This is a genomic window from Methylomonas sp. BW4-1, assembly GCF_052474385.1.
Map to the genome: position 1 here is coordinate 4997180 of NZ_CP184125.1, position 12706 is coordinate 5009885.

Consider the following 12706-nt stretch of genomic DNA (forward strand, 5'->3'; position numbering starts at 1 on the left):
TTATAAGTCAATTTCCAGTCCGTCGTAAGCCACTTCGATGCCGTTGGCATCCAGGGTTTTACGCTCCGGCGAATCTTCGTCGAGAATCGGGTTGGTGTTGTTGATATGAATCAAAATCTTGCGAGCGTTCGCCACGCCATTCAATACTTCAATCATGCCGCCAGGCCCGGACTGCGGCAAGTGGCCAATGTCGCGAGCACGTTTTTGGCTAATGCCGCGTGTCACCATTTCGTCATCGGTCCAGAAGGTACCGTCTACCATTAGACAGTCAACGTTCAGCATCGCTTGCAGGACGTGAGGCTCGATCTCACCGAGGCCGGGTGAGTAATACAGTTTTTTACCGGTGGAAATTTGCTCGACGATGACGCCGATGTTGTCGCCGTCGTGCGGATCGTGGCGGTGCGGCGAATAGGGCGGTGCCTTGCTTTTCAGGGCGTGGGCATAAATGCGGATGTCATCAATGCCGGGAATCTCGAACGGGGTTTCGTCGCAGGCAATCGGATGGTGATTGACGGTGCAATAGTCTTTCAACATGTTGAATAGCGGAAAACCGCTAGTCAAATCCTGCCTGACCATCTCGGTACAATACACGTTCAACGGTTTGCCTTCGCGCAGCATCAGCATGCCGGTGGTATGGTCGATCTGGCTGTCGATCAAGAGCACGGCCTTGATACCGGTATCGCGGATGCCTTCTTTAGGCTGAATGGCGGGAAACGCCTCCAATTGGGCGCGAATGTCCGGCGAGGTGTTAAACAGCAGCCAGTTGCGGTTGTCGGTACTGATCGCGATTGATGACTGGGTGCGGGCTTTGCCGTTGAATTGGCCATTACGCAGGCGTCGGCAATTGTCGCAGTTGCAGTTCCATTGCGGAAAGCCGCCGCCGGCGCCGGCGCCGAGAACTCTAATCTTCATGTTTGCCTAAGGGGAATGATGAATGAGCGCCGCATGATACGGGATTAAAAAACGCCAGGCAAAAAAAAGGGGCAGGAAAATGCCCCTTTTTTATCGTCATCCCTAAGGATTAACGGTTGTAGATGTACATGGTAACTTCAAAACCGAAACGCATGTCATTGTAAGCTGGTGTTTCCCATTTCATTTATATACCCTCCAGAGGTTTTGTTGTTGTGTGCGATAGCTTGATCGAGAAAGCTGCGCCGAAGTATACGATGAAGTTTTTCTTTGCGCAACAGAGCAATCAAACCGGAACTAACAGCACTTGGAGCGATGTCTCTGCGCTTAAGTTCCCGGCCTTACCAGGCCATTTTCAGCGCAAGTGCCAACAGCACAATCGCAAAGTAACGCTTCAATTTTTGTGCCGGCAAACTGTGCGCCAATTTGGCGCCTAAAGGTGCGGTAAATATGCTGGTTAAGACTATGCCGGCGAAGGCGGGTAGGTACAGATAGCCGAAACTGCCAACCGGTAAATGATTATCTTGCCAACCCAATACCGCGTAACTGGTCGCAGCCGCTAGGGCAATAGGGATTGCGCAGGTGCTGGACGTGGCGACCGCGTTTTTCATCGGCAGGCCATTGCTCACCAAATAAGGTACGGTCATCGTGCCGCCGCCTATGCCTAAAATGGCTGATAGTACGCCGATCAACAGACCCATCGGGTAATCCAGGGAGAATTTGGCTGGGTGTGATGACGCTTTGTTGGGTTTGGGTATTGCCATTTGTGCGCTGGTATAAATTAGATAAGCAACAAAAAACCAACGTAGTGAGTCGGCGCTGATATATTCGGCCAATACGGCACCGCCAACGGCGCCCAGCAGCATGCTCGGCGCTAAATGTTTTGCCCGATGCCAGTCGATGTTCCCAAGTTTGTGGTGAGTACGCACAGAGGCCAGCGAAGTAAATATTGCGGTTGCTAAAGATGTGGCCACGGCGATCAGCATGATTTGCTCGGGATCGAACCGCTGAGCTTGGAACACCCACACTAGCACCGGCACAATCAATGCGCCGCCGCCTATACCGAACAAACCGGCGGCAACGCCGGCTAGAATGCCCAGTAAAAAGCTGGCTAAAAAAATTTCCGTCATGATGATTAATGGCTGGGGAATAAGCAAAGCACTATGATAGCGACTCATTTATACTGTGTCTTTTGATCCATTAAGTAGGCGAGTGGCTAAGGCATGAAAACGTATCTGGTCGGCGGCGCAGTTCGCGACCGTTTGCTGGATTTTCCGGTTAAGGAGCGTGACTGGCTGGTGGTAGGTGAGACTGCGGACAGTATGCTGGCCGCCGGTTTTCGGCCGGTCGGCAAAGACTTCCCGGTATTTTTGCATCCTATCGATCACGAAGAATATGCCTTGGCGCGTACCGAGCGTAAAACGGCCCCGGGTTACAAGGGATTTGCGGTGCATGCGTCACCGGATGTGACGCTGGAAGAGGATTTATTGCGACGGGATTTAACCGTCAATGCAATGGCAATGACGGATGACGGCGAATTGATTGATCCGTTTCATGGACGGCGCGATTTGGAAAACCGCATCTTGCGCCATGTGTCACCCGCTTTTAGTGAAGACCCGGTGCGGATCTTGCGTGTGGCCCGTTTCGCTGCCCGTTATGCCCATTTGGGCTTTAATGTCGCCGAGGAAACGCTGGAATTGATGCGCAAGATGGTGGTGGCCGGCGAAGCGGATTTTCTGGTTGCCGAGCGGGTGTGGGCCGAGTTGCACAAAGCCTTATTGGAGCGAACGCCGGCGGCGTTTTTCCAGGTGCTGAAAGACTGTGGCGCATTGCGAGTGGTTTTTCCCGAGCTCGACGCTTTATTCGGCGTGCCGCAACCGGAGAAATATCATCCGGAAATCGATACCGGCGTGCATGCCTTGATGGTGCTGGAGCAGGCGGCGCGGCTTTCCGAAAAGCCAGAGGTACGCCTAGCGGCCTTGTTACATGATCTAGGTAAGGCCTTGACCCCCAGCCAGCATTGGCCCAGCCATCATGGGCATGAGCAAAAAGGTTTGCCGGTGCTTGCCAAACTGTGCCAAAGATTGCGGGTGCCGAATCATTTTAAATCGCTGTGCGCGCAGGTCATGCAATACCACACCCATTGCCACCGGGCTTTGGAATTGCGGGCGGATACCTTGACCGATATGTTGCAAACCCTGGGCGCATTCAAGCCCGATAGCCATTTGGCTGAATTTCTCCAGGCGTGCGAAGCCGACGCGCGCGGCCGGACCGGATTCGAAGACCGGCCCTACCCGCAAGCCGACTACATTCGCTCGGCGGCACTGGCGGCCACGGCTGTCGATACCTCGGCGGCTTTGCTGAAAGGCTTGCAAGGCGAGCAGATTGGTATCGCTATCCGCAAATTGCGGGCCCAAGCCGTCAACGATTACAAACAACGCTATCAGCAACTAACAATTGAATCAGCATGAATGCCATCCTGGTCTCCGCCGGCTTATTGATTTGCAGCAACGTCTTTATGACCTTTGCCTGGTACGCACATCTAAAGGAATTGAATAACAAGCCCTGGTTGCTGGCCGCATTCGTCAGTTGGGGCATCGCCCTATTCGAATATCTGTTACAAGTGCCCGCCAATCGTATCGGATACACGCAGTGCAGTGTCGCCCAACTGAAAATTATGCAGGAAGTGATAGCGCTGAGCGTATTCGTACCCTTCTCGGTGTTCTACATGAAAGAGCCGTTGAAACTGGATTATCTCTGGGCCGGGCTATGTTTGCTGGGTGCGGTGTTTTTTATGTTCAGAGCCAAATTAAGCTGAAATTGAACGGAATGGAATAACAATAATAATGGGTGAACAGCATGCTTAGTTACCGCCACGGCTTCCACGCCGGCAATTTTGCCGATGTTTTAAAGCACAGTCTGCTGACGCTGGCGATCAACGCCTTGAAACAGAAAGACAAACCGTTTGTTTACATCGATACCCACGCCGGAGCCGGTAAATATTCTTTTAAATCCGAGTTTGCCCAAAAAACCGGCGAATACCAGCAAGGCATCGCCAAACTTTGGGACAGCCAGGACGCGCCGCCGGAATTAAAAGATTATCTATCCGCAGTACGTGCGGAAAACACCGGACGGCAACTGGTGCGCTACCCCGGCTCGCCGCAATTGGTCAAGCGTTTGGTCAGGCAACAAGATCGCTTGGTATTGTCCGAATTGCATAGCAGCGATGTCGAAGCCCTTCAGCAATTGTTCGCCGGCGACAAGCAGGTCAGCGTCTCCAAGGAAGACGGCTTGCAAACCTTGAGCAAAAAATTACCACCCATCCAAAAGCGCGGCTTGATTCTGATCGATCCCAGTTACGAAATGCGCGACGAATACAAAAAAATCGTTGCCGCGCTGGCGACCGCATATAAACACTTCGCTACCGGTGTTTATGCGCTGTGGTATCCGGTCATCGACCGCGCGGCCACTGAAAACTTCATGCGGCAACTTGAGCAAAGCGGCATTCCTCGCCAGCTGCGCATCGAGCATTGTATAGCCGAAGACGGACCGGGGCGCGGCATGACCGGTTCCGGCATGTTATTCATCAATCCGCCGTGGCAACTGGATAGTCAAGCCGAAGCCTTGTTGCCTCGCTTGAATCAAGCGTTGGCGGATGGCCGGGGGCATTGGCGGGTAGAGTGGCAGGTGCCCGAAGCGACAGTGGCGAGCGCGGTAAGGAATTAGCCATGATTAGAAAGAATCTCGACTTGATCATCGTCGGTTTTGTGGTACTCGCTATCGTCATGTACGATGTGACGCTGGAGCTGCTGGGTGAATTGATGCATCTGGTGTTCGAAGGATTTCATGTGGCCTTCGAGTATGTCGAATTAGGTATTGAAGAAGCCGTCGAATTGGTATTCCACGTTTTGGATGTCGGTGAAATCATCGAGTATCTATTCGAGTCCGACCGCCACGGCAGCCAGGTGGTGACGTTTTATATTTTGGTCACCATTGCGTGGTTCGGTTTTTATCGACTTTCGAAATTAGTTCCCCGGCTTTGGGCCTCTTTTAAGCAAATGCTTTTGAATACCTGGGTACGGCGGAAGACCGAATTAGAGTTGTATTGGCTGTCGCTGACGATAAGGGACAAGGTGACTATCGCTTTTACTGCCGTGGCTGTTGCTTATATCGCGTCATTTTTCGTGATGTGATGGCGTGCATCGTTGACGAAACCGTTTTATTTTTAATTTTCTTATGCCATTACTAGAACAAGTTACCCAATCCATTCTGGCCGGCAACGGCCTGCAAACCCAGGACGTAGACCGAGTGATGGCGGCGCTGCTCAGTGCACCGGTCGACGCGGCCGATATTTATTTTCAGTCCAGTCATTTCGAGTCCTGGTCCATGGAGGGCGGCATTATCAAGGAAGGTAGTCATTCCATAGAACACGGCGCCGGGGTACGTGTGGTGAGTGGCGATAAGACCGGCTTTGCTTACAGCGACCGCATCGAATTGCCGATTCTGCTGGAGGCCGCCAATAACGTCAAAGCCATTGTCAGACACGGTCAGCAGGCGCGGCGCCAGATCGAAGTCGCCAAGAGTTGGCCGCAGTTATACCAACCGGTTAATCCGTTGAAGTCTCTGGACGATCAGGCAAAAATCGACTTACTAAAACGTGTCGATAGCGAAACCCGCAAGTTGGACAGTCGTATCGAAGAAGTGATGGTCAGCTTGATTGCGGCTTATGACAGCGTGCTGATTGCCAATCAGGATGGCTCGTTGGCGGCCGATGTGCGGCCCTTGGTGCGGATGAACGTGACGGTGATTATGGTCGAAAACGGTCGCCGCGAGCAGGGCAGCATGGGCGGCGGCGGGCGCAGCGATTACAGCTTTTTTCTGGAAAATGACCGGGCTTTCGAATACGGCCGCGAAGCGGTGCGTTTGGCCCAGGTTAATTTGCAGGCCCAGGAAGCACCGGCCGGCAATATGACCGTGGTGTTGGGGCCGGGCTGGCCGGGGATTTTGTTGCACGAGGCCATCGGCCACGGTTTGGAAGGCGACTTCAACCGCAAAGGCACTTCAGCATTTAGTGGCCGAGTCGGCGAGCGGGTAGCGTCGGATTTATGCACGGTGGTTGATGACGGTACGCTGGTTGGTCGGCGCGGTTCTTTGAATATCGACGACGAAGGCACGCCCACCGAAAACACCGTGCTCATCGAAAAAGGAATTTTAAAAGGTTATATGCAAGACAAGCTCAATGCGCGTTTGATGGGCGTAAAACCCACCGGCAACGGCCGCCGCGAATCGTATGCGCATTTGCCGATGCCGCGCATGACCAATACCTATATGCTGCCGGGGCAGAGCGATCCGGAAGAAATTATCCGTTCCGTTAAGAAAGGCTTGTACGCCCGTAACTTTGGCGGCGGCCAGGTGGATATTACCTCCGGCAAATTTGTGTTTTCCACCAGCGAAGCCTACTTGATTGAAGACGGCAAAATTACCCGCCCAGTGAAAGGTGCCACGCTAATTGGTAATGGTCCGGACGTGTTGACTAAAGTATCGATGGTCGGTAACGACATGGCTTTGGATAGCGGCGTCGGCACTTGCGGCAAGGATGGGCAAAGCGTGCCGGTCGGCGTCGGTCAGCCCACCTTGAAAATCGATGGTCTAACCGTCGGCGGCACCAGCGTTTAATGCCTCGGGCCGCTCGGCCTCGGCCCACACCTGCAATCGAATTCTAAGAGACTTACCGTGCAAAATCAGGAAGAAATTAATCGCTTAAAAAATGTCGTTCAGCAGTTACTGGACGAAGCCAAACAACAAGGCGCCAGTGGCGCCGAAGCGGCGTTCAGCGTAGACAACGGGCTGTCGGTGTCGGCGCGGCTAGGGGAAGTGGAAACCGTCGAGTATCACTGCGATCAAGGCATAGGGGTTACCGTTTATTTCGGCCAGAAAAAGGGGTCGGCCAGTACCAACGATATTTCCAGTGATTCGCTAAAAGAAACCGTCAAGGCAGCCTGTAGTATCGCCCGTTACGCCAGCGACGATGCCTATTCCGGCTTGCCGGATGCCGAGTTATTGGCAACCGAGTTTCCGGATCTGGATCTGAACCACCCCTGGGATATTAACGCCGAGCAAGCCATCAATATCGCCATCGAATGCGAAAACATCGCGCGCGGCTACGATAAAGCGATTAGCAATTCCGAAGGCGCGTCGGTGAATACGCATCAAGGCACGCGGGTATTCGGCAATTCGCTGGGTTTTTTGCAAGGTTACCAATCCAGCCGGCATTCTCTAAGTTGTTCGGTGCTGGCCGGCAGCGGCGACGCGATGCAGCGCGATTATTGGTACAGCGTGGCGCGTGATGCGGCAGCTCTGGAATCTGCTAGACAAGTCGGCGAAAAAACCGCGCAACGCACCATAGCTCGCTTGAACGCCCGTAGTCTGAGTACGCGGCAATGTCCGGTATTGTTTGCATCCGAAATGGCGTCCGGTTTGATCGGGGCGTTGATCGGTGCGATCAGCGGCGGCAGTTTATATCGCAAATCCTCGTTCTTATTGGATACGCTGGATACGCAAATTTTGCCGGATTTCGTGCGCATTCATGAGCAACCCTTCCTGCGAGGTGCGCTGGGCAGCGCCAGTTACGACTCGGAAGGTGTGGCGACTAAGGCCAGGGATATTGTCAGCGACGGTATTTTAAGATCGTACGTGCTCAGCACCTACTCGGCCCGCAAGTTGGGCATGCAAACCACCGGCAATGCCGGCGGCGTGCACAATCTGACCGTCGAACCCGGCAGCAACGATTTTGCCGGCATGCTGAAATTGCTGGACACCGGTTTGCTGGTGACCGAATTGATGGGGCAGGGCGTGAACCGGGTGACCGGCGATTATTCGCGCGGCGCCTCGGGGTTTTGGGTGGAAAACGGCGTGGTCCAGTATCCGGTGCAAGAAATCACGATCGCCGGAAATTTAAAGTCCATGCTGCGCAACATCGTTGCCATCGGCAACGATGTGGATTTGCGCGGTAATATCCGGGTGGGCTCGATTTTGCTGGAACAGATGGCGATTGCGGGCGAGTAAATGCCCGGTGGGTTGTCTGTTCAGCCGCTAATATAAGTCTAAGCGTCTCAGACCACTTCGGCATTATTAACCCGGCCCTTAAATCCCCATTCGCCCTGTCGAAAGGCAATCCAGCCAGGGCTTCCGCTCAGCCCGAACGGAATACCCGTGATAAGTAGGACCGGGTTAATAGGCAATCAACCCGTTACGCCAGGGGTCAGTAAAAAGTGACCTGCGGGTAGTTTTTCTGGGTATGTGTAAGGGCTAGCCTTATTTTCCGCAACCCAGCGCTTTTCCGCTATCGACTCGAACGGCGGTGGCAATTCGCCCTGTAGCGACCAAAGATCGAATGGGGTTTCGTCAATTGAAATCTCCCAATCGAAACCGCGTTCTTTGACAAAAGGCGCAATCACGTTGTCAAGCGTTCGCATCCACCATTCTCGTATGATCGGTCCCGGTAATGTCCGGGCGATTTGGTCAACCTTAAAGCGAATAAACTTGTCATTCCGCACACCACCGACAAAACAATTGCCTTTAACCACTTCTTCGAAAATGACCACCGCATAAAACCGTGGGATTGGCACCGCCGCATAGACGTTGGTGATTTGTTCAGCCAGTTCCTGTTTGTCTTCTGCGCTGAAGGCTCCGCTGGGATGATAGACTTTCCACAAAGGCATGATGATTCTCCTGATAATTGAGTAAGTTTTGGTGATCCACTGACCACCTTGTTTTTCTCAATCAGCATCCCGCCAAAATCCGGCGCTTGATGCACGATTGAGAGTCAGGCGACGCGCTACCGCGTTAACTTGCAAATTCCTTGGGGGGATCTAAACGCCGGCGGCTGCGTCGGCGAGTAATCTATGCCTGAGGAGGCAAGCGGTAAAATGCTTTGTATTCATGCGCCTATGAAAATAATTGATGCCAAACGCCCCAGGCATTTTCGGTAACATAGCCTGCGTTTACATTCAGGAAACCCAGCCATGGCCGACTTAAGAACGTTTGATTTGAATCTATTGATCGCCTTCGATCTGCTGATGAAGGAACGCAACGTGTCGAGGGCGGCGGAAAAAATGTTCATTAGCCAATCGGCAATGAGCCACGTGCTGCAACGCTTGCGGCAACAATTGGAAGACCCGTTGCTGGTGAAAACCCCGGAGGGTATGACACCGACGCTACGCGCCCTGTCGCTGGTGGCACCCGTGGCCGCGGTGCTTAAGGATGTGGAAGGTTTGATTCGAGCGCCGGCGCCGTTCGATCCCGCCAGTTGCCGGCGAGCTTTTACCATCGCGGCGACGGATTACGTGGAAGCCTTGCTATTGCCGATACTGGCGCCGCGCATCGCCCGCCAGGCGCCGGGCGTAGATATTCATTTCAAACGTACCAGCAGCCGCTTTCCGCTTAATGCGCTGGAGCAAGGCGAGATAGACCTGATACTGGGTTTTGAAGTGATGTTGAATCCACCCAAACATCTACATTGCGAACGCCTGTTCGACGATTTCATGGTCTGCGTGGCCCGCATAGGCCACCCGCGAGTGAATGCGGTATTGACGCTGGAAGACTATATCGACCTGCCGCATATACTGCTATCCAGAACCGGGGCCGGCATGGGCCAAGTGGACGCCTGGTTAGCGGAACACGGCCGCGAGCGGCGTGTGGCGCTGACCGTGTCGCATTTTCTGTCCGCATCGTTGATCGTGGCACAAACGGACATGGTCATGGCTTTTCCCAAACGAACGGCCGAGCAATTCGTCCGGAACTTGCCATTGCAATGGGTGCCCTTGCCGCTGGATTTACCGCATTACGACACGGTCATGGTCTGGCATCCGCTGCAAGACCAGGATGTCGCCAACCGCTGGCTACGTGATGAAATTCGCGACGCTTGCGCCATGCTGGACCATCATTCCCCAAACGTCGGTTCGCCCAGCTCTGGAAAATAGCGTTCTTGAATGCGTCGACAGTAATCGACTAAAGCGGATTGCGTTAAGGCGTAATCCTTGACTGGTGAACTGACGGGACAGGCCAATAGATTGATCAATACGCCAAAGGCCGAGGTATCGACACTGCTGGGCCGGTCTCCCAACAAAAACGCCTTGCCGTGAAGCGCGGCGGAAATAGCCGCCACATCGCACCGGCCCAATTCGAATATGTCGGCGGCGGGTAGCCGGCCAATCCCGTGGCCGCGCATCTGTCCCCGAATCCGCAGCCTATAGAAAGCGGCAACTATGTCCATCATGGGTTGCGACAACCCTTGAAAGATCGCCTGCTTATTGATTTGCCAATTCTTCGCCCCGTATTGCCAGCGGCTATACATGCACACCCAATACAAATGTTCTTCCAACAAGCGTTGCCAAGCCAGAGCTATGGCCTTTTGCTCGGTCGATAGATGCTCATCCAGGCTGTCGCCATAATGGTGTTGCAGATAGCGAATAATCATCCGGCTATCGGCAAGCTTTAGGCCGTTGTCTTCTATGAAAGGCAGTTTGCCCAAGGGCGCATAAAGCGGCAGGGTTTCGGCTATTTGATAGTCGATGCCGGCCATGCGTAGATACGTTTCCAGCTTTACGCAAAACTGACTGGGGTTGGGAATGTTCCAGGCTCTGGGAAATTGATACAACGTAATCATGCGGAACTTTGTTTATATCTCTGTAAACAGTGGCGACAGGCTCCGTAGAAATAGCTGGCCATTGCATTTTCTATAAAACAAACGGTGTCGTGATCCAATAGTACCATGCAGTGTTTGGCTGATCCGGCTCTTGACATGCGGTTGGCCAATACCCAGAAATGGTTCAAAGATTAGCCACCATCAGGTAACACAAAGCGGATCGGCCGTGAACCGATCTTTGCGCCAGTGACCTCGTCGATGGCCACTGGTTTAATGGCCTGCCCGGTTTCGGCGTCCTCGATATACACCAGTTTGCCGCCACTACGGTGTTGGCTACCCCATGCACCTATCATGATCAACACCGGCAGAAAATCGCGGCCGGCGGCCGTCAACACATACTCTTCGCGCGGCGGACGCTCCGAGTAAAGCCGCTTTTCCAAGATGCCTTCCTCTGTCAGCGTCGCCAAACGCCGGGTCAACATCGTCGGCGCGATACCCAGGCTTTTCCGAAACTGGTCGAAGCGCGTCAGGCCAAAATGCGCGTCCCGCAGAATCAATAGACTCCAGGTGTCGCCGAGAAAAGCCAGGCTGCGCGCGATAGGGCAAGGATCAGCACAAATATTTTTATCGTTCATACGTTTTTAGTAGTGACTTAATATTAAATTGATAGTAACATTGATTTCAAAATGATAGTAACACTTAAGCGATAGACAATCCACCCCACGGGAGACTTGATATGAACAATAAAGACCAAGCCGTAGCCTTGATCACCGGTGCATCCTCTGGCATTGGGTTGGTAACGGCCAAGGCCCTGCAACGCGCAGGTTACCGCGTGTTTGGAACCAGCCGCAAAGCGCTTGCTAGCACCGACGGCATCACGATGCTGAGCTGCGACGTGACCGACGAAACGTCGGTAAACAACATGGTGACCGAGGTGTTAAAACAAGCCGGACGCATCGACCTGCTGGTCAACAATGCCGGCGTCGGCTTGCTTGGCGGCGCGGAAGAGTCGTCCACCGCGCAGGCTCAGGGCTTGTTCGACGTCAATGTGTTTGGCATTACCCGCGTCACCAACGCTGTGTTGCCGACCATGCGCATCCAAGGAAAAGGCAGAATCGTCAATATCAGCTCAGCCCTTGGTTTTATCCCAGCGCCTTACAACGCGCTGTATGCCGCGACCAAGCATGCGGTCGAAGGCTATTCCGAATCGCTGGATCACGAACTGCGCAGCTTCGGCATCCGGGTGGTACTGGTTGAACCGGGATATACCCGCACCGCGTTCGAAGCCAGCCTAACCAAGCCCGATCAACCGCTGGCCGTCTACGACTCGGTGCGTGCCGGTATGGAAGTGGTCATGCGCAATGGCGTGAATGCGGGCGATGCTCCGCAGGTGGTCGCCGACACGGTGTTGAAAGCCGCGACTGCCGTGGCTCCCAAAAGGCGTTATACCGCTGGAAAACAGGCAACCCAAGTGCGCTTTCTGCGTCGTTTCATGCCGGAAGCCTTGGTCGACAAGAGCTTGCGCCAGTTTAACCAGCTGCCGATAGTCTGAATGATTGGAAGATAAGCATATGATCTATTCATCTAAGAATGCCATGACAGTGGGTAAGCATGTCCGAGAAGGAACGGTAGCGATATGAGTCTTGTAACCAAAACCGGCGCCGGGCTCAATGGCTTAAACCAGTTGCGTGCCCTGATGGCCTCTGAGCGTAAGCCGGGAATGTTGATGTCGCTGGATTTCGAGCTGGTGGAAGTCGATCTAGGCAAAGCCGTGTTTGCCGGCAAACCTGGCGAACATGCCTATAACCCCCTGGGCACCGTTCACGGCGGCTATGCGGCCACTTTGCTGGATTCCGCTTGCGGCTGTGCCGTTCATTCCAGATTAACCGGAAAGCAGGCCTATACCACCTTGGAATTGAAAATTGCCTATCATCAGGCCATGACCAAGCACACGGGCTTGGTAAGAGCGGAAGGCAGGGTTTTGTCGTTAGGGAGGCGAGTCGCTTTTGCCGAAGCCCGTTTGATTGATGCAGAAGACCAGCTCTATGCCTCGGCGTCATCGACATTATTGATTTTCGGGCGAGAGGCTAATTGATGGCCATTGCTTTGCCGAACCATTGCAGCGTAATTCCCCTGCAGCCGTCGATGCCA

15 protein-coding genes are annotated in these 12706 nt (G+C 53.7%); 9 read left to right on the forward strand and 6 right to left on the reverse strand.

Annotated elements, in window-relative coordinates; translation table 11 throughout:
- From pqqB to ACH5Y9_RS23220, 3 genes are all read right to left on the reverse strand, one after another.
- On the reverse strand, nucleotides 1–912 hold the full coding sequence (gene pqqB / locus ACH5Y9_RS23210) for a pyrroloquinoline quinone biosynthesis protein PqqB (RefSeq protein ID WP_033159389.1): 912 nt from the start codon (nucleotides 910–912) through the stop codon (nucleotides 1–3).
- A 109-nt stretch (nucleotides 913–1021) separates the two neighbouring features.
- Nucleotides 1022–1096, reverse strand: coding sequence for a pyrroloquinoline quinone precursor peptide PqqA (pqqA, locus tag ACH5Y9_RS23215; RefSeq protein ID WP_054760176.1), 75 nt, complete (start codon nucleotides 1094–1096; stop codon nucleotides 1022–1024).
- A gap of 154 nt (nucleotides 1097–1250) precedes the next feature.
- The gene (locus tag ACH5Y9_RS23220) at nucleotides 1251–2039 is read right to left on the reverse strand and encodes a sulfite exporter TauE/SafE family protein (RefSeq protein ID WP_445367747.1); all 789 of its coding nucleotides are present in this window, start codon (nucleotides 2037–2039) and stop codon (nucleotides 1251–1253) included.
- Nucleotides 2040–2132: 93 nt separating this feature from the next.
- Between ACH5Y9_RS23220 and ACH5Y9_RS23225 the strand changes: the two genes are divergently transcribed.
- The 6 genes from ACH5Y9_RS23225 to pmbA are packed head-to-tail and all read left to right on the forward strand — an operon-like array spanning nucleotide 2133 to nucleotide 7974.
- Entirely contained in the window at nucleotides 2133–3380 is a 1248-nt protein-coding gene (locus ACH5Y9_RS23225) for a multifunctional CCA addition/repair protein (protein WP_445367748.1), read from the forward strand.
- Complete coding sequence (locus ACH5Y9_RS23230) at nucleotides 3377–3727, forward strand: DMT family protein (protein ID WP_319962295.1); 351 nt, start codon at nucleotides 3377–3379, stop codon at nucleotides 3725–3727. Before ACH5Y9_RS23225 ends, ACH5Y9_RS23230 begins: the two co-directional genes overlap by 4 nt.
- 41 nt (nucleotides 3728–3768) lie before the next feature.
- Nucleotides 3769–4635 (forward strand): 23S rRNA (adenine(2030)-N(6))-methyltransferase RlmJ, encoded by an 867-nt coding sequence (locus ACH5Y9_RS23235; protein WP_445367749.1) that lies wholly within the window; start codon nucleotides 3769–3771, stop codon nucleotides 4633–4635.
- 2 nt (nucleotides 4636–4637) lie between these two features.
- Nucleotides 4638–5102, forward strand: a complete 465-nt coding sequence (locus tag ACH5Y9_RS23240) for a hypothetical protein (RefSeq protein WP_033159385.1) — start codon at nucleotides 4638–4640, stop codon at nucleotides 5100–5102.
- A gap of 43 nt (nucleotides 5103–5145) precedes the next feature.
- Nucleotides 5146–6585: a metalloprotease TldD gene (gene tldD, locus ACH5Y9_RS23245; protein ID WP_101053255.1), complete on the forward strand. Its 1440-nt coding sequence runs from the start codon at nucleotides 5146–5148 to the stop codon at nucleotides 6583–6585.
- A gap of 57 nt (nucleotides 6586–6642) precedes the next feature.
- Nucleotides 6643–7974, forward strand: a complete 1332-nt coding sequence (gene pmbA / locus ACH5Y9_RS23250; RefSeq protein WP_445367750.1) for a metalloprotease PmbA — start codon at nucleotides 6643–6645, stop codon at nucleotides 7972–7974.
- A 176-nt stretch (nucleotides 7975–8150) separates the two neighbouring features.
- On the opposite strand, the gene ACH5Y9_RS23255 is transcribed toward pmbA, so the two are convergent.
- Nucleotides 8151–8630 carry a tautomerase family protein gene (locus ACH5Y9_RS23255; protein ID WP_445367751.1) on the reverse strand — a complete coding sequence of 160 codons (480 nt, stop codon included), beginning with the start codon at nucleotides 8628–8630 and terminating at the stop codon, nucleotides 8151–8153.
- A gap of 303 nt (nucleotides 8631–8933) precedes the next feature.
- On the opposite strand from ACH5Y9_RS23255, the gene ACH5Y9_RS23260 reads away from it, so the two are divergent.
- Nucleotides 8934–9890, forward strand: coding sequence for a LysR family transcriptional regulator (locus ACH5Y9_RS23260; RefSeq protein ID WP_445367752.1), 957 nt, complete (start codon nucleotides 8934–8936; stop codon nucleotides 9888–9890).
- On the opposite strand, the gene ACH5Y9_RS23265 is transcribed toward ACH5Y9_RS23260, so the two are convergent.
- Both ACH5Y9_RS23265 and ACH5Y9_RS23270 read right to left on the reverse strand, forming a co-directional pair.
- Nucleotides 9851–10576, reverse strand: a complete 726-nt coding sequence (locus ACH5Y9_RS23265; protein WP_445367753.1) for a glutathione S-transferase family protein — start codon at nucleotides 10574–10576, stop codon at nucleotides 9851–9853. The genes ACH5Y9_RS23260 and ACH5Y9_RS23265 overlap by 40 nt on opposite strands.
- Before the next feature lie 170 nt (nucleotides 10577–10746).
- Nucleotides 10747–11190, reverse strand: coding sequence for a winged helix-turn-helix transcriptional regulator (locus ACH5Y9_RS23270; protein ID WP_445367754.1), 444 nt, complete (start codon nucleotides 11188–11190; stop codon nucleotides 10747–10749).
- Nucleotides 11191–11291: 101 nt separating this feature from the next.
- Here ACH5Y9_RS23270 and ACH5Y9_RS23275 point away from each other — a divergent pair, with 101 nt between their 5' ends.
- A complete protein-coding gene (locus ACH5Y9_RS23275; RefSeq protein ID WP_445367755.1) occupies nucleotides 11292–12107 on the forward strand; it encodes an oxidoreductase in 816 nt (271 codons plus the stop codon).
- An 84-nt stretch (nucleotides 12108–12191) separates the two neighbouring features.
- Nucleotides 12192–12650: a PaaI family thioesterase gene (locus ACH5Y9_RS23280; RefSeq protein ID WP_445367756.1), complete on the forward strand. Its 459-nt coding sequence runs from the start codon at nucleotides 12192–12194 to the stop codon at nucleotides 12648–12650.
- Nucleotides 12651–12706: the final 56 nt, after the last annotated feature.